Genomic DNA, 19,949 nt, shown 5'->3' on the forward strand with positions numbered 1-19,949 from the left:
CATACCCGCAGCGGAATATTTCCGCTAATACTTTGGTCCTTACGCGAGGATTTCGGCGAGGAACGCGGCAGTATGGCTGGTGGTGGACTTGGCGAGCTGTTCAGGCGTACCGGCCGCGACGATCTGGCCGCCTCCCGATCCGCCGTCAGGACCCAGGTCCACAATCCAGTCGGCACTCTTGATGACGTCCAGGTTGTGTTCGATGGTAATCACGGTGTTGCCCTTGTCCACCAGGCCCTGCAGGACCATCAGCAGCTTCCGGATGTCCTCAAAGTGGAGGCCCGTGGTGGGTTCATCAAGGACGTAGACGCTGCGGCCGTTTGATCGCTTTTGCAGTTCCGCAGCGAGCTTGACGCGCTGGGCCTCGCCGCCGGACAGCGTCGTTGCAGGCTGGCCCAGCCGGACGTAGCCTAGCCCCACGTCCACCAGGGTGTTCAGGTGGCGCGCAATCGGCGAGAAGGCGGCGAAGAACTCCGCGCCCTCCTCGATGGGCATGTTGAGCACGTCCGCGATGGTCTTGCCCTTGTAGTGCACTTCCAGCGTTTCGCGGTTGTACCGGGCGCCGTGGCACACCTCGCAGGGAACATAGACGTCCGGCAGGAAGTTCATTTCGATCTTCAGCGTGCCGTCGCCGGAGCAGGCCTCGCAGCGCCCGCCCTTAACGTTGAAGGAGAACCGGCCCGGTAGGTAGCCGCGGACCTTCGCTTCAGTGGTCTCGGCGAAGAGCTTGCGAATGTTGTCAAAGACACCCGTGTACGTGGCCGGGTTGGAGCGCGGGGTGCGGCCGATGGGGCTTTGGTCAACGTGCACCACCTTGTCCAGGTGTTCCAGCCCCTGGACGGTCTTATGCCGGCCGGCCACCTGCTTTGCGCCGTTGAGCTTGTTGGCCAGCACCTTGTACAGGATCTCGTTTACCAAAGTGGACTTGCCGGAGCCGCTGACGCCGGTCACGGCGGTGAACAGGCCCAGCGGGAAGGCGGCGTCAACGTTGATGAGGTTGTTCTCCCGCGCGCCGACCACCTTCAGTTCACGCTTTTTGTCGTACTTCCGGCGCTTCTTGGGCACCTCAATTTTCTTGCGCCCCGACAGGTAGTCGCCGGTGAGTGACGCGGTGTTTTCCAGCAGATCCTTGTAGGAGCCGGAGTGGACCACTTGGCCGCCGTGTTCGCCGGCGCCGGGTCCAATGTCCACCACCCAGTCCGCCACGTGGATGGTGTCCTCGTCATGCTCCACAACGATGAGCGTGTTGCCCATGTCCCGGAGACGGGTGAGGGTGTCGATCAGGCGCCTGTTGTCGCGCTGGTGCAGGCCGATGGAGGGTTCGTCAAGGACATACAGCACACCCACCAGGCCGGAGCCGATCTGGGTGGCAAGCCGGATGCGCTGCGCTTCGCCGCCGGACAGCGTGGCGGACGGCCTTTCAAGGTTCAGGTATTCCAGCCCGACGTCGAGCAGGAAGGTCAACCGCGCCTGGATTTCCTTCAGCACCTGGTGCGCGATCTGCGCCTCGCGGCCGGTGAGCACCAGGTTGTTCAGGAAATCAGCGCAGTCACGCATCGGGAGAGCAGCGACGTCGGCAATGGACTTGCCGTTGATGAGCACGGACAAGGAGGCCGGGTTGAGCCTGGCGCCGTTGCACGCGGGGCAGGGAATCTGCCGCATGTACTCTTCATAGCGGTCCCGGGCCCAGTCGGAGTCCGTCTCGCCGTGCTTGCGGTGGACGTACTGGATAGCACCCTCGAAGCCGGTGCTGTACTTCCGTTCCCGGCCGAACCGGTTCTTGTACTGCACCACAACTTTGTGGTCCTTGCCGTGCAGCACTGTCTGGCGGACATCGCTGCCCAGCTTCTCCCATGGGGTATCCATGGAGAAGCCCAGTTCCTTCGCCAGGCCTTCCAGAAGCCTGTTCCAGTATTCGGTGGTGGCGGTGCCCAGGGACCAGGGAGCGATGGCGCCTTCGGACAGTGAAAGCTCGGTGTTGGGGACAATGAGTTCCTCGTCCACTTCAAGCTTGGTACCGATGCCGCTGCAGGCCGCGCAGGCGCCGAAGGGGTTGTTGAAGGAGAAGGACCGTGGCTCGATTTCGTCGATGGCCAGCGGGTGTTCGTTCGGGCACGCCAGGTTCTCGGAGAAAGCCCGGAGCCGGTGCGGATCGTCCGCCTCCAGGTTCACGAATTCGGCGAGGACCCTGCCCTCGGCGAGGCCAAGCGCGGTTTCGATGGAGTCGGTAAGCCGTTGGCTGATGCCTTCTTTGACCACCAGGCGGTCCACCACAACTTCGATGGTGTGCTTGAACTGCTTGCCCAGTTTCGGCGGGTCGCTCAGCTGGACGAGGTTGCCGTCCACGCGTGCGCGGGAGTAGCCCTTGGCGGTCAGTTCCTTGAAGAGGTCAACAAACTCCCCCTTCCGGCCGCGGACCACGGGAGCGAGGACCTGGAAGCGGGTACCCTCGTCCAGCTCGAGCAGCTGGTCAACGATCTGCTGCGGCGTTTGCCTGGCGACGGGTTCGCCGCATACAGGGCAGTGCGGCCGGCCCACGCGCGCCCAGAGCAAACGCATGTAGTCGTAGATCTCGGTTATGGTTCCCACGGTGGAGCGGGGGTTTTTGCTGGTGGACTTCTGGTCGATGGAGACGGCCGGTGAGAGCCCCTCGATGAAGTCGACGTCGGGCTTGTCCACCTGGCCGAGGAACTGCCGGGCGTAGGCGGAGAGCGATTCGACGTAGCGGCGCTGGCCCTCGGCGAAGATGGTGTCGAACGCGAGTGATGACTTGCCGGAGCCGGACAACCCGGTGAAGACGATCATGGCGTCCCGGGGCAGGTCCAGGTCCACATTGCGCAGGTTGTGCTCGCGGGCACCCTTGACGACGAGGCGGGAAAGGTCGGGGCGCTTCGGCGGCGTGGAGGGCGCTACGGTGACTTCAACGGATTGGATGGCAGATTCTTCAGCTACGGCTTTAGGCACTTACTAATGCTAATCGAAAACTTCTTCGAACACTCACGCGGAAGCCGTCAGCCGCCGTCGTACGCAGCGGCCAAGAGCTGTACCGCCTCGGCGAACGACGCTCCCTGCGCTTTGGCGGCGGCAGCATAGGCCGCGGCAGCCTCTGAAAGCCCGCCGAGACGTTCGTCACGTGCGCATACCACCGTGCCGTTCCTCCCGCGTGTGGCCACGACGCCGGCTGCCTCGAGCTCCTTGTAAGCCCTGGCCACCGTGTGCGGGGCGACGTCCAACCGCTCGGCCAGTGCCCTGACAGCGGGCAGCCGTGTGCCTGGCGGAAGCTTCCCGCCGTCGGCCAGATGGATAACCTGGAGCCTCAGCTGCTCGAACAGCGGCACCGAGCTGGCCACGTTCGGCTTCCACGAGCCCGGGAAGTCGGCCACCGTTTTCAAATGCCGGCCTCGAGCGCGCGTGTCCGTCCCGCCGGCCGGGCGAACTGCGCGTTGTAGAGCCGGGTGTAGTAGCTGTTTGCTGCCAGGAGGTCCTGGTGGGTGCCCTGCTCGACGATGTGTCCGTGGTCCATGACCACGATTAGATCAGCGTCGCGCACGGTGGACAAACGGTGGGCAATAACAAAGCTGGTCCTGCCGTGGCGCAACCGCTGCATGGCCTGCCGGATCAGCAGCTCCGTCCTTGAGTCCACCGAGCTGGTGGCTTCATCAAGGATCAGCACCGCCCGGCCGGCCAGCTGCGCCCGTGCGATGGTGATCAGCTGCCGCTGGCCCTGGCTCAGCCCGTCGCCGCCGTTTTCCAGCACCGTGTCGTACCCCCGGGGCAGGGACCTGACAAAGCGGTCCACGTAACTGGCCTCCGCCGCCGCCAGGATGTCGGATTCTGCCGCGCCCGGATTTCCATAGGCGATGTTCTCCCGGATGGTGCCCGCAAAGAGCCAGGCGTCCTGGAGCACCACCCCGAATTGCGCACGCAGGAGGTCCCGTGGAATGGCCGCGATGTCCGTCCCGCCGATTGTGATGCGGCCCGAATCCGGTTCGCAAAAGCGCAGCAGGAGGTTGATCACAGTGCTCTTGCCGGCCCCGGTGTGCCCAACGATCGCCACTGTCCGGCCCGGCTCCACCGCAAAGGTCAGTTCGCGGACCGCCGGCGCTGCTTTCCCGTAACCGAACGTCACATCGTCGAAAACAATACGTGCGCGCGCCGGGACAACTGCGCGCGGCGGATCGGCGGGCTCCTCCCCCGCATCGAGCAAAGCGAAGACACGGGCTGCGGAAGCCACGCAGGACTGCATGACGTTGAGCATCCCTCCGATCTGGCCAACCGGTTGGGTAAAGAGCCTGCTGAACTGGATGAACGCCTGGATGCCACCGATGGTCATGGCGCCGGCGATGACCTGAAGGGCCCCCACCACTGCCACAGCGATGTAGTTGAGGTTGGACATCAGGACCATCAGCGGCTGCACAACCCCGGCCGAATACTGTGCCCGCGTGGCGGCACGCGCCAGCCTCTCGTTGCTCCGGGCGAAGACTTCCGCAGCCTGGGACTGCTGCCCGAATGCCTTGATGACCTCGTGGCCGGTGACAAACTCCTCCACGTGTGCGTTCAGTTGCCCGGTTTCGGTCCACTGGCTGGCGAATTGCGTTTGGGATTTCCTGGCTACCAGCCAGGTAATAAGGGTGGAAAGGGGAACGGTGGCGATCGCGATCGCAGCCAGCAGCGGCGAGATCCACAGCATCATGGCCAGCGAGCCGCACAGCATCAGGAAGGCCATGATGAGTTGTGTCAGGAGCTGGTTTAGGGCCTGGGTGATGTTGTCGACGTCATTAGTGGCGCGGCTGAGAACATCACCCCTGGAGCGTTCCCCAAAGTAGTTCACCGGGAGCCTGTGCAGTTTTTCCTCCACTGATTCCCGGAGGCCGTACATCAGGCCCTGTACCGAGTGGGCGGTAAGCGCCCCCTGGATCCAGTTGAAAAGGGAAGCGCACACATACATCAACGCCACCGCCGCGAGGATGGCTCCGAGCCCTTCCTGGTCCAGGGCACGGCGCAGGACGCCTTCCACCACGACGTCGGTGGCGTCACCGAGGTACTTGGGCGCGGCGACGTTCAGCCCGGCGAAGGCGCAGGTGGCGGCGACTGCGCCCAGCATGCGCAAGCGAAAGGGCAGGAGCAGGGAAAGGAGCCGGCGTGCGGTGGGCCAGAACCGTACGGGGGCCTCCTCGACGCCGGGCGCCCCACTCATGGGCGTCCGTCCAGTGCCAGCTGGGAATCCGCTATTTCACGGTAGGTGGCGGATGTCTCCAACAACTCCTGGTGGGTACCTTGCGCGACGACGCGGCCGGCGTCGAGCACCAGGATCAGTCCTGCGCCTTCAACGGCGGAAATACGCTCCGCGACCACTACAACCGTTGCAGTGGCCAGCGTGGTCTGCAGTGCCTGCCGCAGCCGGGTGTCGGTGTCATAGTCCAACGCTGAAAAGCTGTCGTCGAACAGGTACAGGGAAGTTTTGCGGAGCAGGGCGCGGGCAATGCACAGCCGCTGCCGCTGGCCGCCCGAGAGGTTGGTGCCGCCCTGGCCCAGCGGCGTGTCCAGCCCCTCCGGCAGGTCCCGCATAAAGCGCATGGTCTGGGCGGTTTCCAGGACTTCCCAGAGTTCCTCATCCGTTGCCGCCGGCGCGGCCATGCGAAGGTTGCTGGCGATGGTACCGGTGAAAAGGTGGGAGCGTTGGGGAACTATCGCCATGGCCGCGCGCAGGCTGTCCAACGAAACGTCCTTGATATCCACGCCGCCCAGGCTGATGGCCCCGTCCGTGGAATCAAGGAAACGCGGGATCAGGTTGAGGAGCGTGGACTTTCCGCTGCCGGTGGAGCCGACGATCGCGGTCGTCGTGCCCGGAGCTGCGGTGAAGCTGACGCCCGCAAGGACGGGCTCCTCCGCCCCCGGGTAGGAAAAGCCCACTCCATTGAACTCCAGTATCCCGGGAGGCTCGGGATGGGACTGGTTTCCATCGGCCGCGGTTGCGGGACGTTCCAGGGTTTTCGGGTGCAGGGGCTTTGGGTGCAGTGGTTCCCGTACTGAGGGCTTCGTGTCCAGGACCGCACTGATCCGCTCCGCGCAGACCGCTGCGCGGGGTGCCGTCATCAGCACGTACATGGACATCATGATGGCCACCAGGATCTGCAGGATGTAGGAAATGAACGCGGTCAGGGCCCCCAGGTTCATCAGGCCTGCCTGGATCCGGTGTCCCCCGAACCAGACCACAGCCACCGAGGAAAGGTTGACTACCAGCATGACCAGCGGGAGCATGCCGGCAACCAGCAGCGCGGACTGCAGGTTGTTGGCAGTCAGGCTGCCGTTGACCCGGGCGAAGCGGCGGACCTCATGGTCCTGGCGGACAAAGGACCGGATGACACCGGCGCCGATGATCTGCTCGCGGAGTATTCCACCCGCGCGGTCCAGCAGATCCTGTCCTTCCCGGTAGAGCGGGATCAGCCTCCGGACAATGAGGTACATGATCAGCAGGAGCAGCGGCACGATGACGATCACCACCGACGAGAGCGCTACGTCCTGCTGCAGGGCAAGGACCACGCCGCCAACCCCCATGGCCGGGCCCGCTACCAGCATGGTGAACACCAGCACAGCGAACACCTGGACCTGCTGGGTGTCGTTGGTGGCACGGGTGGTCAGGCTCTGGGTTCCAAAGACTGCAACATCCTGGGAGGACAGCGACTGGATCCTTGCGAAAATTTCGCCCCGCAACTGCCGCCCGATCCGCATCGCAGCAACGGCAGCGAGGTATCCCGCCGCAATAGCGGCCGCCGCCTGGAGAACGGCAATAACGGCCATCACTACGCCCAGGCGGGAGATCACGGCGGTTTGGCCCGCCACGATTCCGTCGTCGATGATCGCGGCGTTGACTGTCGGCAACAGGAGGTTCGCCGCGGCCTGAACCAGCTGCAGGAGGACTATGGCGGCCACGGCAGGCTTGTGGTCTGCCAACAGCCGCCTCATCAATGCGATCAGCACCATACCTCCACTGCGCTCAGGGAAGCCGACAAGGGCGGTCCCGGCCTCCCCCATCGGCCAACTCCGCAATTGTAAGCCACATCACTTACCCTTTGCTGTCACACGCCATGACGTTTCTGTAGAGAACGTCCAGCGATTGGAATATTGTTAGTCATTCTTACGCCCTACCACGAAAATCCGGCGGAAAGGGAACACCGTTCCGTGCGGGCCTTGCGGATAAGCCTCCCTCAGCGCGGCAGCGTATTCGGCCTCAAACTCGGCGCCGTCCACAGGCGGCAGGACCGCCAGGACGGGCCGCAGGGCAGTGCCGCGGACCCATTCCAGAACGGGGTCCGGACCGGCCAGCACCTGCTGGTAGGTGGTCTCCCACGCGTCCGCCGTGAAACCGGCGTCGAGCAGTATCCGGAGGTAGTCCGCGGGCTCCCCCACCGACTCACCGCCCCGCAGCACCCCCTGAAGTTTGGGTGCCCACCGGGAGGACCCGGCCAACCCGCGCATCAGCGCATGGGACGGGGCATTGAAGTTGCCCGGAACCTGCATCGCAAACCATGAGCCGGGACGGAGCGCCGACAACCAGGAACGCATCATGTCCTGATGGCCGGGTATCCACTGCAGTGCCGCGTTGCTCACCACCACCCCGGTCTCCGCGGAAGGCATCCACTCGGCAATGTCCATGAGGTCAAATCGCAGGAAGGGCGTTGCCTGGGCGACAGCCTCGGCTTTGGCAAGCATCTCGGCCGAGGAGTCCAGGCCCACTACCTCGGCGCCGGGCCAGCGCCCGGCGAGGGTGGCTGTGAGGTTTCCCGGGCCACAGCCCAGATCCACGACCTGCCCGGGCGACTCCGCGTGGACCCTGCCCGTCAGGTCGAAGAACGGCCGGTCCCGGTAATCGCCGAACTGGACATATTTCGCCGGATCCCATTTCATAACTGTCTCCACGTTCTGCTTCTGTCACGGTACGGCGAAGCCTAACCCGAAGGCGGCGGAATTCCGGGCGCGTCCGGGCACTAAGCTGGAAATCAATGAAACTCGTTGACCAGTTGCCCCTTCTGCCCGCCCGGGACCTGCCCGCTTCCACCGTCGATCCCGACGCCCTGTACACCCGGTTCGTTGAATGGACGGAAAGCCGGGGGCTGGAGCTGTACCCCGCCCAGGACGAAGCGATCATGGAGCTGGCAACCGGGGCCAACGTCATCCTGGCCACGCCCACCGGTTCAGGGAAGTCCCTGGTGGCCATTGCCGCCCACTTCCAGGCCATGGCCCAGGGCCGGCGCAGCTACTACACGGCCCCCATCAAGGCACTGGTTTCGGAAAAATTCTTTGCCCTCTGCGATATTTTCGGCGCCGAGAACGTGGGAATGATCACTGGCGATTCCGGTGTCAACCAGGACGCCCCCATCATCTGCTGCACTGCCGAGATCCTGGCCAACATTGCCCTCCGTGAAGGGGCAGCAGCGGAACTGGGCTCTGTGATTATGGACGAGTTCCACTTCTACTCTGACCCCCAGCGCGGCTGGGCCTGGCAGGTGCCCCTGCTGGAGCTCCCCCAGGCGCAGTTCCTCCTGATGTCCGCCACACTGGGTGACGTCAGCAGGTTTGAAGAGGGCCTCACCGGCCTGACCGGGCGCCCCACCACCACGGTGAGCTCGGCGGAACGGCCCATTCCGCTGCATTACTACTACCACGAGACCCCTGTGCACGAGACGCTTGAGGAGCTGCTCTCCACCAAGCAGGTGCCGGTATATGTGGTGCACTTCAGCCAGATCGAGGCGATCGACCGCGCACAGACACTGATGAGCATTAACGTCTGCACCCGCGAGGAGAAGGACAGGATCGCAGAGCTGATCGCCAACTTCCGGTTCGCCGCCGGCTTCGGCAAGACCCTCAACCGCCTGGTCCGCCACGGAATCGGGGTGCATCACGCCGGTATGCTTCCGAAGTACCGCCGTCTGGTGGAGCAGCTGGCACAGGCCGGGCTGCTGAAGGTCATCTGCGGCACCGACACCCTGGGGGTGGGCATCAACGTCCCCATCCGCACCGTGCTTCTGACCGCCCTGAGCAAATACGACGGCGTACGCACCCGGCAGCTCAACTCCCGTGAGTTCCACCAGATCGCCGGCCGCGCCGGGCGCGCAGGCTACGACACCGCCGGAACGGTGGTGGTCCAGGCCCCCGAGCACGTCACGGAAAACGTGAAGGCGATGGCCAAGGCCACAGCCAAGTTCGGGGACGACCAGAAGAAGCTGCGCCAGGTGGTGAAGAAAAAGCCGCCGGAAGGTTTTGTGTCCTGGGGCGAGCCCACTTTCAAGCGCCTGGTCGAATCAGTGCCGGAGCCGCTGAACTCCAGCTTCACCGTGACCCATGCGATGCTCATGAACCTGATGGAGAGGCCCGGCGACCCCTTCGCTGCCGCCCGCCGCCTCCTGACGGAAAACCATGAGACCCGGTCCTCGCAGCTGCAGCTCATGAAGAAGGCGCTGGGCATCTATCGCGAGCTGCTTGCCGCCGAGGTGGTGGAGCGGATCCCGCCCGAACAGCAGGGACGGGACGGGCGCACTGTCCGCCTCACCGTGCACCTGCAGGCCAACTTCGCGCTCAACCAGCCGCTGTCCCCCTTCGCACTGGCCGCGTTGGAGCTCCTTGATCCGGAGTCGCCGTCGTACGCCCTGGACGTGGTGTCCGTGATCGAGGCGACGCTGGAAAAGCCGCGCCAGATCCTCTCTGCGCAGCAGAAAAAAGCCCGCGGCGAAGCGATAGCGGCGATGAAGGCCGACGGCATCGAGTACGACCAGCGCATGGCGATGCTGGAGGAAGTCACCTACCCGCAGCCCCTTGCCGAAATCCTGGGCGAAGCGTTCGAGGTGTACCGCAAGGCGGCCCCCTGGGTGGGCGATTTCGAACTGGCGCCAAAGTCCGTGGTGCGGGACATGTACGAGCGAGCCATGAACTTCGGCGAATTTGTACAGTTCTACGGTTTGGCCCGCTCTGAAGGGATCGTCCTGCGGTACCTGGCAGATGCCTTCAAAGCGCTGCGGCAAACGGTGCCGCAGGACATGCTGCGCGAAGACCTGGAGGATCTTATTGCCTGGCTGGGTGAGCTTGTCCGGCAGGTCGACTCCAGCCTGCTCGATGAGTGGGAGGAGCTGGCGTCGGGCGCTGCACCCACCCCGCACGACGCACCGCCGCCTCCTCCGCCGTCGCTCACGTCAAACATCCGCGCGTTCCGGGTGATGGTGCGCAACGAGATGTTCCGGCGGGTGGAACTGTTCGCGGACGAGGACGCTGCAGCCCTGGGCGAACTGGACGGCAGCGCCGGCTGGGACGCCGACCGCTGGGAAGACGTCCTGGACGACTACTTCGACGAGCACAACGACATCGGCACCGGCCCGGACGCCCGCGGCCCGGGGCTGCTCATCATTACCGAGGAACCCGGGGTGTGGAAGGTCCGGCAGATCTTTGACGACCCCGCCCGGAACCACGACTGGGGCATCTCCGCCGAGGTGGACCTGGAAGCCTCGGATGAAACCGGAACCGCAGTGGTGCGGGTGACGGACGTGAATCGGCTCTGACCGGCGGCGGTGTCAGGCTGGGGCGGTCTTTGGCCATCTCCAGGGGCTCATTTAGGCCGCTGACTCCAGCCCTCCGGTCCCGGCGGTAAGCTCGAACAATGAGTGTTATCCGGCCGGCAACCCGGCAAGATGTCCCCGCGATCCTTCGCATGATCCATGAACTGGCGCACTACGAAAAGGAACCGGACGCAGTGCGGAACACCCCGGAGATGTTGGAGCAGGTTCTCTTCGGCAGCAACCCGCGCGTCTTTGCAGCTATGGCCGAGAGCGACAACGGCGAAGTCCGCGGCTTTGCCTTGTGGTTCCTGAACTACTCCACGTGGGAGGGTGTCCACGGAATCTACCTCGAGGACCTTTACGTCAGCCCGGAGGCCCGGGGCGAGGGGCACGGCAAGGCGCTGCTGCAGCACCTGGCCGGCATCGCCGTCGAGAACGGCTATGCGAGGGTGGAGTGGAGCGTGCTGGACTGGAATGAGCCGTCCATCAACTTCTACCGCCGGCTGGGCGCCCAACCCATGGACGGCTGGTCCACCTTCCGGCTGACCGGCGATGCCCTCGAGCAGTTCGGCAGTGCTGTGACGGCCCGCGCCAATGGCTGACGTGCAGTTGGCCGCCCTCCGCGGACAAGTGCGGCACAAGGTCAGGGCCCGGCATGAATTCCGCGGCATGCGCACCTTTGAGCACCTCTTTACGGTGCCCTTGAACCACTTTTCCACCGACCCCGAAACCATCACCGTTTTCGCCCGTGAGTACGTCTCGGCCTCCCACAGCGAGGAAGAGGCCGCCAGGCTGCCCTGGCTGCTTTTCCTGCAGGGCGGTCCCGGCGGCCGCGGCAACAGGTTCGGGTCCCTGGGTGGCTGGAGCAAGGCCGCCGCCAAAGACTTCCGGATCCTGATGCTGGACCAGCGCGGCACCGGCCTGTCCACTCCCCTGGACCGGAACACCCTGCCCTTGCGCGGCACTGCGAAGGAGCAGGCGGCCTACCTTGAGCATTTCCGGGCTGATTCAATTGTGGCGGACGCCGAGCTGATTCGGGATGCGCTCGGGTCACCACCCTGGAGCATCTACGGGCAAAGCTACGGCGGATTCTGCGCGCTCACCTATCTTTCGTTTGCCCCCGAAGGCCTTCGCGAGGCGTTTATCACCGGCGGCCTTCCCCCGCTGACCGGCCCGGCCGACGATGTATACCGCGCCACGTACAAGCGCGTGGCCGCACGGAACGCGCAATACTTCGGCTGGTACCCGGAGGACCGGGCCACTGTTGACCGGATAGCGCGCCACCTTCGGAGCACCCCGGAGTTCCTGCCCGACGGCGGCCCCCTAACCGTAGAGCGCTTCCAGATGGCGGGCGCGTTCCTGGGGGGCAACACCCGGGTGGACAGCCTGCACTACCTGCTGGAGGACGCGTTCACGGAGACTGCCGGTGGCAGCAGGCTTTCGGATCCCTTCCTCGAACAGATGCAAGGGATAGTGTCACGCCGCAGCAACCCCTTGTACGCCCTGATGCACGAGTCCATCTACGGGCAGGGCGAAGCCACGGACTGGTCCGCCTGGCGAGTACTGCGTGAGTATCCGGAGTTCGGGCCGGACGCGGACCCGCTGCTGCTCACCGGCGAAATGGTCTACCCGTGGTACTTCGACCAGGACCCCGCCCTGCGGCCCCTGCGCGAGGTGGCAGAGCTGCTGGCAACAAAGTCGGACTGGAAACCGCTCTACGACGTTGACCGGCTGGCCGTCAACACTGTGCCCGTAGCCGCAGCCGTCTACTCGGATGACATCTACGTGGACCGGAACCTGTCCCTGAATACGGCGTCGGCTGTCCGCGGGCTGCAGGTCTGGGAGACCCCGGACTTCCATCACGACGGTATCGCCGACGACGGCGAGGGGATCTTCACCCGACTGCTGGGTATGGCACGCGCCCGCAGCTGAGCTGCGAAGCCGCTGAGCTACGGTGCCGCTGAGCTGCGCTGACGCTGACCTTCGGCCGTTGATCTCCGGTGCCAGCTGATTTACGGCGCCAGGGTCCCCCGCCTGCGCGCCACGACTGTTACCGCGGCCGCCGCGAGGACAGCCGCTCCTACCAGGGCTCCCGCCATGTTCAGCCCCAGGTAGCCGGCTTGGCTCAGGACCAGGCCGGAGGTGGCCCCGCCCACCGCGCCGGCGACCCCCATCAGCATGTCCGAAACGCCTTGGACGACCACCCGGGAATCCTGGCCGACGCTCTCGGCCAGGAGGGTGGAGCCCGAGATGGTGGACGCAGACCAGCCCATGCCGAGCAGGACCAGCCCCACCGCGACGGCCACGGTGGAGTCCTGGCCGAACCCGGCCACTGCGACGGCGGTGATCAGCAGGCCGAAGCCAATCATGATGGTTTCGGTCCTGCCCGCCTTGTCCGTCAACCAGCCCATAACCGGCGACAGCGCGAACATGCCCGCGATGTGCAGGGAAATGGTAAATCCGATGATCACCAGGACGTCGCCGGACGCCGTGTGCCCGGCATGCGACGCAACCGGCCCTTCCACAAGGTGCTGCAGGTGAAGCGGAGTCATTGACATAACGCCCACCATCACTGCGTGGGCCCCAACGACGGCGGAAACGGCGAGCAGGGCCATCCGCGAACTGCGGATGGCGCGCATTCCACGGGCCAGCGACCCGCCGGCCGACGCCGCGGCAGCCTGCGCCGCGGGGGCCTGTGTCGAGGGCGCTGGCTGGCGGACTTCGGCACGGAGGCTCCCCGGCTGCGGGGAGTCCTGCGGGGCGGGAGGCGCGACGGATGCGAGGCTGCGCGCGAGAAGCAGGGGGTCAGGCCTCAAGCCGGCGAAGAGCAGCACAGTGGCCACGAGGAGCCCGGCCCCGGAGATGACGAACGGGCCGGCGACCGGCGGCAAGCCGAGCGCCTCGCCCACCACGGTGCCGGGCTGGATGAGATTGGGTCCGGCCACCGCGCCGACGGTCACAGCCCACACGACGGCCGACAGTGCCCTGCCCCGGTGCTCGGCATCAGCGAGGTCGACGGCGGCGAAACGCGCCTGCAGGCTCGCGGCCGTCCCTACTCCGATGCCGGCTGCGCCGAGTACGAGCAGGACAAACGCGCCCCAGACCACCGACAGCACCATCAACAGAGTGCCAAGCAGTGCGGCCGAAAGCCCGGCGACCTGGCCCATCCGGCGTCCCCGGCGGTCGGCAAGGGCGGCGAGGGGCAAGGCAGCCAGCGCGGCGCCCAAGGTCATGACCGTGGCCACGGCACCCGCCCAGGCACTGGATCCGGAAAGCTCCACGGCAAGAATGGACCCGATGGAGACCGTGGCCCCGGTCCCGATCCCGCCGAACACCTGGGCCGCACTCAGCAGCACCACGGTGCGCCGTTGCACCTGGCGCACTCCGTTTTCCGACATCAAAGTGCCCGCCATGGTCAGAGCATAGTCCTCGGAGTCCGGCTCTTAAAGAGCCGCCTTAAAAGCCCGCAATCCCGGCCGCAGGGCAGCCGGGATTGCGGGTTATGCAGAAGCGGAAGGAACTAGTCGACGTCGCTGTGGCTCTTACGGACGTCTTCCTCGAGGCGCGGGTCGAGGTGTGCCTCCTTGGCCTTGGAGCTGAGAAGGCTGGCAACCACCGCGATGATGATCGTGCCCACGATAACCGCCAGGGACACAAATGTGGGGATCTCGGGAGCCCATTCGATGTGCTGGCCGCCGTTGATGAACGGCAGTTCGTTGACGTGCATTGCGTGCAGGACCAGCTTGACGCCGATGAACGCCAGGATGAAGGACAGTGCGTGCTTCAGGTAGATCAGGCGGTTCATGAGGCCACCCAGCAGGAAGTACAGCTGGCGCAGGCCCATCAGGGCGAACAGGTTCGCCGTGAAGACGATGAACGGGCTCTGGGTCAGGCCAAAGATCGCGGGAATGGAGTCGACGGCGAAGAGCAGGTCCGTAAGGCCGATGGTGATGAACACAATCAGCATGGGGGTGAAGACCTTCTTGCCGTTCACCTCGGTGCGCAGCTTGTTGCCGTCGAACTTCTCCGACATGGGGATGACCTTGCGGATCTGGGCGATCAGCGGGTTCTCCCGGTCTTCTTCGTCTTCGCCCTCATCCTGGGCCTGCTTCCAGGCGGTCCAGAGCAGGAAGGCGCCGAAGATGTAGAACACCCAGCTGAACTGTTCGATCACGATGGCGCCGAGCAGGATGAAGATGCCGCGCAGGATCAGGGCGATGATGATGCCCACCATCAGCACTTCCTGCTGGTACTTCCGGGGTACGGAGAACCTGGCCATGATGATGATGAAGACAAAGAGGTTGTCGATGCTGAGGCTGTATTCGGTTACCCAGCCGGCGACGAACTGTCCGCCGTATTCAGGGCCGGTAAAGGCGAACATGGCTCCGGCGAACACCAGGGCGAGGCTGACGTAGAACGCCACCCACAGGCCTGCCTCCTTCATGGAGGGTTCGTGGGGGCGGCGGACCACCAGGAGAAGGTCGATCAGGAGGATCAGGCCGAGGACGACTAACGAGCCGACCTCAAACCACACAGGTAATTCGAGCACAGGGCAGCCTTTCGCAGGTACAGAGATGCAGTGTAAGTCTCTCCGGCCTGCCTGTGCACTTGGTGCTGATGCGGCGGCCCGCTACGCCCGGCGGGGCAACCATGCCCTGCGTGTTGACGATCGTAGCGCTTGGGATACTCCCCTACGTGGCATTAACTGTACCTCAGGCCTGTGCCCGGACCAGGCATTGTGTCAGGCGTGCCCGGCCGCCTGCATCTGGCGCAGTTCCTTCTTCAGTTCGCTGACCTCGTCCCGAATCCTTGCCGCCACCTCGAACTGCAGCTCCGCTGCGGCCCCGTGCATCTGTTCCGTCAGCTGTTCGATCAAGCCCACCAGATCCTCCGCCGGTGCAGCGGCGAGGCCGTCGGAGCGGACCTGGGCGGCACCCTTCGCCGCGGACTTGCGCTTGCCGCCCTTGGCCAGGCGGTTGTTGCTGAGCAGTTCCTGGGTGTCGGCGTCTTCCTTGGCCAGCTGGTCGGTGATGTCAGCGATCTTCTTCCGCAGCGGCTGCGGATCGATGCCTCTTTCCGTGTTGTATGCCACCTGGATGGCGCGACGGCGGTTGGTCTCGTCGATGGCGTGGGCCATGGAGTCCGTGATGCGGTCGGCGTACATGTGCACCTGTCCGGAGACGTTACGGGCAGCGCGGCCGATGGTCTGGATGAGCGACGTGGAGGACCGCAGGAAGCCTTCCTTGTCCGCGTCCAGAATGCTCACCAGGGAGACCTCGGGCAGGTCCAGGCCTTCGCGGAGCAGGTTGATGCCCACCAGGACATCGAAGGTGCCCATCCGGAGCTCGCGGAGCAGCTCCACGCGGCGCAGGGTGTCCACGTCTGAGTGCAGGTACTCCACCTTCACGCCATGGCCCAGCAGGTAGTCGGTGAGGTCCTCCGCCATCCGCTTGGTGAGCGTGGTGACCAGGACCCGCTCATTCTTCTCTGTACGCGTCTTGATTTCGCCCAGCAGGTCATCGATCTGGCCCTTAGTGGGTTTGACCACCACCTCGGGGTCGATCAGTCCGGTGGGCCGGATGATCTGCTGGACCGTGCCGTCCGCTTTGCCCAGCTCGTACTTGCCCGGAGTTGCCGAAAGGTAGACGGTCTGGCCCACGCGTTGGAGGAATTCATCCCACTTGAGCGGGCGGTTGTCCATGGCGGACGGCAGGCGGAAGCCGAAGTCCACGAGGTTCCGTTTGCGCGACATGTCGCCTTCATACATGGCACCGATTTGCGGGATGGTCACGTGGGACTCATCCACCACCAGCAGGAAGTCGTCCGGGAAGTAGTCAAGGAGGCAATGCGGAGCGGTACCGGGGGCACGGCCGTCAATGTGCGATGAGTAGTTCTCGATGCCGTTGCAGAAGCCCATCTGCTGCATCATCTCGAGATCGTACGTGGTGCGCATCCGCAGCCGCTGGGCCTCGACGAGTTTGTTCTGGCTTTCCAGGACGTGCAGCCTGTCGGCGAGTTCGTCTTCGATCCGCTTGATGGCCCTGGCCATCCGCTCAGGTCCGGCGACGTAGTGCGAAGCGGGGAACACGTACATCTCCTCTTCGTCGCGGATCACTTCACCGGTCAGTGGATGCAGCGTGTGGATGTTCTCAATTTCATCACCGAAAAACTCGATCCGAATGGCCAGTTCCTCGTACATGGGGATGATTTCCACAGTATCGCCGCGGACCCGGAAGGTGCCGCGGTGGAAGTCCATGTCGTTGCGCGCGTACTGCATCGCGACAAATTTGCGGAGCAGGTGGTCACGGTTCATCTCCGCCCCCTTGCGGAGGGTCACCATGCCGGCGATGTATTCCTCCGGGGTGCCGAGGCCATAGATACAGGAAACCGTGGCCACCACAATGACGTCGCGGCGGGTGAGCAGCGCGTTGGTGGCGGAGTGGCGGAGCCGTTCCACTTCCTCGTTGATGGAGGAGTCCTTCTCGATGAACGTGTCCGTCTGGGCCACGTAGGCTTCAGGCTGGTAGTAGTCGTAGTACGAGACGAAGTACTCCACCGCGTTGTTGGGCAGCAGTTCACGGAATTCGTTGGCCAGCTGCGCCGCAAGGGTCTTGTTCTGCACCATCACCAGGGTTGGGCGCTGGACCTGCTCGATCAGCCACGCCGTGGTGGCGCTCTTGCCCGTACCGGTGGCGCCCAGCAGCACCACGTCCTTCTCGCCGTTCTTGATGCGCTCCGTCAGTTCGGCGATGGCGGCGGGCTGGTCCCCGGCCGGCTTGAACTCGCTAATGACCTCGAAGGGCGCTACAACACGGTTGACTTCCTGCGCAAGGCTCATGGTTCTAATTTACAGTGGGGCACCGACACTGAGGGGGCAAGTCCGTTACGGGCGAACACCCGGGCCCGGCACCGGGAGAAGTACCGGCGAGGCAGTTCAGGACACGGGCGACGGCGGTTCCCAGCCCGACTGCTTGACCCACCGTTCAAGGGGTTCTTCTATGGCCGTGAACCAGTCTTCCTTGGCCTCCGCGTAGTCCGCCGTGGACATGTCCGCGGCGTGGGCGGCAGCGAGTCTGCGCTTCAGTGCCAGGTACTCGGCGGCCGCTGCCGGTTCCGCCCGCAGCCAGTCGCGGAAGCACAGGGCGAAGCGCCACCCGGGCGAGCCGGCGGCCCTGATGTGCAGGTTGACGGGTCGGCCCGGGTCGGCGTTCGCGTGGATGCGCTTCCGCCAGTCTTCCGGGTTGGGGTGGCTGCGCTTGGGATTGTCGGCGGTGATACCCGGAATCAGGGGGTATCCTGCGGCGGCCAGCGCGGGTGCAAGGGCGTCGGCAACGTCGAGGTCCGGGACGGTGAGCTGCAGGTCGATGACGTCCTTGGCGTCCAGACCGGGAACTGATGTGGAGCCGATGTGGTCAACTGTCACCGTGTCCTGCTGCCCGGCAGGAAGGGCTTTGACAATCCTGTTCATCAGCCGCCGGGCTTCGCGCGCCCACTCAACCCGCGACGGCACGAGGACCGGTCCCCCGACCCTGCCTGCCCGTTGTCCCGCCGAGAGGTTCCGGGCAAAAGGCGCCAGACGGTCATCCCAGAGCCGGTCCACTTCTGCCACCAGCTGCTCCAGGGTGCCCGAGTTGTCGAGGACGACGTCCGCCGCGGCGAGGCGTTCCTCCCGTGTCGCCTGGGCCGCCATCCGGGAGCGGGCGGCTTCTTCGGTCATCCCCCGGTGCTCCAGCATCCGTTGCAGCCTTATCTCCTCCGGGGCGTCCACCACCAGGACCAGGTGGAAGTCCGTGCCCTGGCCCGTCTCCACCAGCAGCGGGATATCCTGCACCACCACCGCACCCTCCGGGGCTCCCGCCACAATGGCGGCAGCCCGGGAACGGACCAGCGGGTGGACGATTCCGTTCAGGGCAGCGAGCCGGGGGGAATCGCCGAACACCAAAGCCCCGAGCTTTGGCCGGTCCAACCGGCCGTCAGCGCCCAGGACGTCGTCGCCGAACTCCGCCACGATCCGTTGCAGGCCTACAGTGCCGGGTTCCACAACCTCCCGTGCCAGCGCATCGGCGTCCACCAGCACTGCCCCGCGTTCCCTCAGCCGCGAGGCCACTGCCGACTTTCCCGAGGCGATTCCACCCGTCAATCCAATCTTCAGCACTCCACCACCCTAACCTCAGCAAGCCCAGGTGGCGGGGCCTAGACTGGGGCGGGTGCAAGAGCAAGCGAGCCGGGCCACCAGCTACACCACCCTGGCCTCCGGTCCTGACTTCCGCCACGAAATCGAAATCAAGCGCTCAAGGTTCATTACGGTGCTGCGCCGGGCCGACACCGAAGAAGCGGCGCGGGACCTGGTGGCAGGCCTCCGCCGCGAGTTCCACGACGCCCGGCACCACTGTTCCGCAATCATCCTTGGCCCCGACCGGGATATCCAGCGCTCAAGTGATGACGGCGAACCCTCGGGAACCGCCGGCGTCCCCATGCTCGAAGCCCTCACCAAAAGGGAAACGACGCCCGGGGCAGCCGACCTCAGCGACGTAAGCGCCGTCGTCGTCCGCTACTTCGGTGGCATCCTCCTGGGGGCGGGCGGACTGGTGCGCGCGTACTCCGAGTCCGTGTCCTCAGCGCTGTCCCTGGTGCCGCTGGTGCGCCGCAGCCGGTTGCGGATCTGCTCCGCGGAAGTGCCGCACGCTGCTGCCGGCAGGCTCGAAAACGACCTGCGGGCTGCGGGCTTCGTGATGGCGGACACAAGCTACAGTGCGCAATACACGGTTTTGCGCGTGGCAGTATCGGACAACGCCGGAGCGATCGCAGATGCTGCTGACCGCCTCCAGCTGTTGACCTCGGGCAGCGTTACCCTCAGGCCGGAAGGAACGGAGTGGGTGGATGTCCCGTTTCCCTGACGTGTCCCTGGTGGACGTGGATGAAACAGTGCTGGAGCAGCTCCTCGCGTTGGCCAAGCGCGACGCCTCCCCCGACGAGGTGGCTCCCCCGTTGGGCGGCCCGGGCTGGAACCTGGAACGTACGGCGTGGTTTTTCAGCTATCACCGCGCCGCTGCCGAAGGCCTAACCGGCGATGCCGCGGAGAAGACGTGGGGAATTCTCGCCGACGGCAGCCTGGCCGGGTCCATCCGGCTCCGCCGCCTCACGTCCGGCAGTGCCGAAACCGGCAGCGGCACAGCTGTTGCCGAAACGGGCATCTGGCTCGGCAGGAGCTTTCGGTCCCGCGGCATCGGGAGCGCGGCGTTCCGCCTGGTCCTGAGCGAAGCCCGCAACGCCGGCGTCACCCGGGTCACCGCCCGCACCCTGACCGGAAACCTCGGCGCCCAGCGTCTCCTTGCCTCCGCCGGCGCCGTACTCAGGCCCGACGACGACGGGACGGTCAGCGCCGTCGTCGTACTCTAAGTG

14 protein-coding genes are annotated in these 19,949 nt (G+C 65.2%); 5 read left to right on the forward strand and 9 right to left on the reverse strand.

All coding sequences use genetic code 11. From position 1 onward, the window contains the following. Window positions 1-39 precede the first annotated feature (39 nt). The 5 genes from uvrA to CXQ88_RS18225 all read right to left on the reverse strand — a co-directional run bounded on the left by uvrA (window position 40) and on the right by CXQ88_RS18225 (window position 7,908). Window positions 40-2,964, reverse strand: a complete 2,925-nt coding sequence (gene uvrA, locus CXQ88_RS18205) for an excinuclease ABC subunit UvrA (RefSeq protein WP_104045531.1) — start codon at window positions 2,962-2,964, stop codon at window positions 40-42. A gap of 47 nt (window positions 2,965-3,011) precedes the next feature. Beyond that, the gene (locus tag CXQ88_RS18210) at window positions 3,012-3,392 is read right to left on the reverse strand and encodes a GntR family transcriptional regulator (RefSeq protein WP_104045532.1); all 381 of its coding nucleotides are present in this window, start codon (window positions 3,390-3,392) and stop codon (window positions 3,012-3,014) included. After that, window positions 3,389-5,197 (reverse strand): ABC transporter ATP-binding protein, encoded by a 1,809-nt coding sequence (locus CXQ88_RS18215; RefSeq protein ID WP_104045533.1) that lies wholly within the window; start codon window positions 5,195-5,197, stop codon window positions 3,389-3,391. The genes CXQ88_RS18210 and CXQ88_RS18215 overlap by 4 nt, the downstream gene beginning before the upstream one ends. Further along, entirely contained in the window at window positions 5,194-6,966 is a 1,773-nt protein-coding gene (locus CXQ88_RS18220) for an ABC transporter ATP-binding protein (RefSeq protein ID WP_181037599.1), read from the reverse strand. The genes CXQ88_RS18215 and CXQ88_RS18220 overlap by 4 nt, the downstream gene beginning before the upstream one ends. A 162-nt stretch (window positions 6,967-7,128) precedes the next feature. Continuing rightward, window positions 7,129-7,908 carry a trans-aconitate 2-methyltransferase gene (locus tag CXQ88_RS18225; RefSeq protein WP_104045534.1) on the reverse strand — a complete coding sequence of 260 codons (780 nt, stop codon included), beginning with the start codon at window positions 7,906-7,908 and terminating at the stop codon, window positions 7,129-7,131. Window positions 7,909-8,003: 95 nt separating this feature from the next. On the opposite strand from CXQ88_RS18225, the gene CXQ88_RS18230 reads away from it, so the two are divergent. The 3 genes from CXQ88_RS18230 to CXQ88_RS18240 all read left to right on the forward strand — a co-directional run bounded on the left by CXQ88_RS18230 (window position 8,004) and on the right by CXQ88_RS18240 (window position 12,479). After that, the gene (locus CXQ88_RS18230; protein ID WP_104045535.1) at window positions 8,004-10,550 is read left to right on the forward strand and encodes a DEAD/DEAH box helicase; all 2,547 of its coding nucleotides are present in this window, start codon (window positions 8,004-8,006) and stop codon (window positions 10,548-10,550) included. Window positions 10,551-10,648: 98 nt separating this feature from the next. Beyond that, a complete protein-coding gene (locus tag CXQ88_RS18235) occupies window positions 10,649-11,149 on the forward strand; it encodes a GNAT family N-acetyltransferase (protein WP_104045536.1) in 501 nt (166 codons plus the stop codon). After that, on the forward strand, window positions 11,142-12,479 hold the full coding sequence (locus tag CXQ88_RS18240) for an alpha/beta fold hydrolase (protein ID WP_104045537.1): 1,338 nt from the start codon (window positions 11,142-11,144) through the stop codon (window positions 12,477-12,479). Before CXQ88_RS18235 ends, CXQ88_RS18240 begins: the two co-directional genes overlap by 8 nt. A gap of 80 nt (window positions 12,480-12,559) precedes the next feature. Here the strand turns inward: CXQ88_RS18240 and CXQ88_RS18245 are convergent, their stop codons facing one another. The 4 genes from CXQ88_RS18245 to coaE all read right to left on the reverse strand — a co-directional run bounded on the left by CXQ88_RS18245 (window position 12,560) and on the right by coaE (window position 18,702). Continuing rightward, window positions 12,560-13,960, reverse strand: coding sequence for an MFS transporter (locus CXQ88_RS18245; protein ID WP_104045538.1), 1,401 nt, complete (start codon window positions 13,958-13,960; stop codon window positions 12,560-12,562). A gap of 107 nt (window positions 13,961-14,067) precedes the next feature. After that, window positions 14,068-15,096: a TerC family protein gene (locus CXQ88_RS18250; RefSeq protein ID WP_104045539.1), complete on the reverse strand. Its 1,029-nt coding sequence runs from the start codon at window positions 15,094-15,096 to the stop codon at window positions 14,068-14,070. A 192-nt stretch (window positions 15,097-15,288) separates the two neighbouring features. After that, window positions 15,289-17,385, reverse strand: a complete 2,097-nt coding sequence (gene uvrB, locus CXQ88_RS18255; RefSeq protein WP_104045540.1) for an excinuclease ABC subunit UvrB — start codon at window positions 17,383-17,385, stop codon at window positions 15,289-15,291. Between the two features lie 96 nt (window positions 17,386-17,481). Then, window positions 17,482-18,702 carry a dephospho-CoA kinase gene (gene coaE, locus CXQ88_RS18260; protein WP_104045541.1) on the reverse strand — a complete coding sequence of 407 codons (1,221 nt, stop codon included), beginning with the start codon at window positions 18,700-18,702 and terminating at the stop codon, window positions 17,482-17,484. 52 nt (window positions 18,703-18,754) lie between these two features. Between coaE and CXQ88_RS18265 the strand changes: the two genes are divergently transcribed. Both CXQ88_RS18265 and CXQ88_RS18270 read left to right on the forward strand, forming a co-directional pair. Continuing rightward, a complete protein-coding gene (locus CXQ88_RS18265) occupies window positions 18,755-19,444 on the forward strand; it encodes an IMPACT family protein (RefSeq protein WP_104045542.1) in 690 nt (229 codons plus the stop codon). Next, window positions 19,428-19,946, forward strand: coding sequence for a GNAT family N-acetyltransferase (locus CXQ88_RS18270; protein WP_104045543.1), 519 nt, complete (start codon window positions 19,428-19,430; stop codon window positions 19,944-19,946). Before CXQ88_RS18265 ends, CXQ88_RS18270 begins: the two co-directional genes overlap by 17 nt. Window positions 19,947-19,949 lie beyond the last annotated feature (3 nt).

This window comes from Arthrobacter sp. ZGTC412 (genome assembly GCF_002929215.1).
GTDB lineage: Bacteria > Actinomycetota > Actinomycetes > Actinomycetales > Micrococcaceae > Arthrobacter.

Excerpts from the sequence above, each read along its gene's own strand:
- CXQ88_RS18215 (WP_104045533.1), bottom strand. The coding sequence starts at position 5,197 with ATGAGTGGGGCGCCCGGCGTCGAGGAGGCCCCCGTACGGTTCTGGCCC.
- CXQ88_RS18240 (WP_104045537.1), top strand. The coding sequence starts at position 11,142 with ATGGCTGACGTGCAGTTGGCCGCCCTCCGCGGACAAGTGCGGCACAAG.
- uvrB (WP_104045540.1), bottom strand. The coding sequence starts at position 17,385 with ATGAGCCTTGCGCAGGAAGTCAACCGTGTTGTAGCGCCCTTCGAGGTC.
- CXQ88_RS18245 (WP_104045538.1), bottom strand. The coding sequence starts at position 13,960 with ATGGCGGGCACTTTGATGTCGGAAAACGGAGTGCGCCAGGTGCAACGG.
- CXQ88_RS18230 (WP_104045535.1), top strand. The coding sequence starts at position 8,004 with ATGAAACTCGTTGACCAGTTGCCCCTTCTGCCCGCCCGGGACCTGCCC.
- CXQ88_RS18220 (WP_181037599.1), bottom strand. The coding sequence starts at position 6,966 with ATGAGGCGGCTGTTGGCAGACCACAAGCCTGCCGTGGCCGCCATAGTC.
- CXQ88_RS18235 (WP_104045536.1), top strand. The coding sequence starts at position 10,649 with ATGAGTGTTATCCGGCCGGCAACCCGGCAAGATGTCCCCGCGATCCTT.
- CXQ88_RS18270 (WP_104045543.1), top strand. The coding sequence starts at position 19,428 with ATGTCCCGTTTCCCTGACGTGTCCCTGGTGGACGTGGATGAAACAGTG.
- CXQ88_RS18225 (WP_104045534.1), bottom strand. The coding sequence starts at position 7,908 with ATGAAATGGGATCCGGCGAAATATGTCCAGTTCGGCGATTACCGGGAC.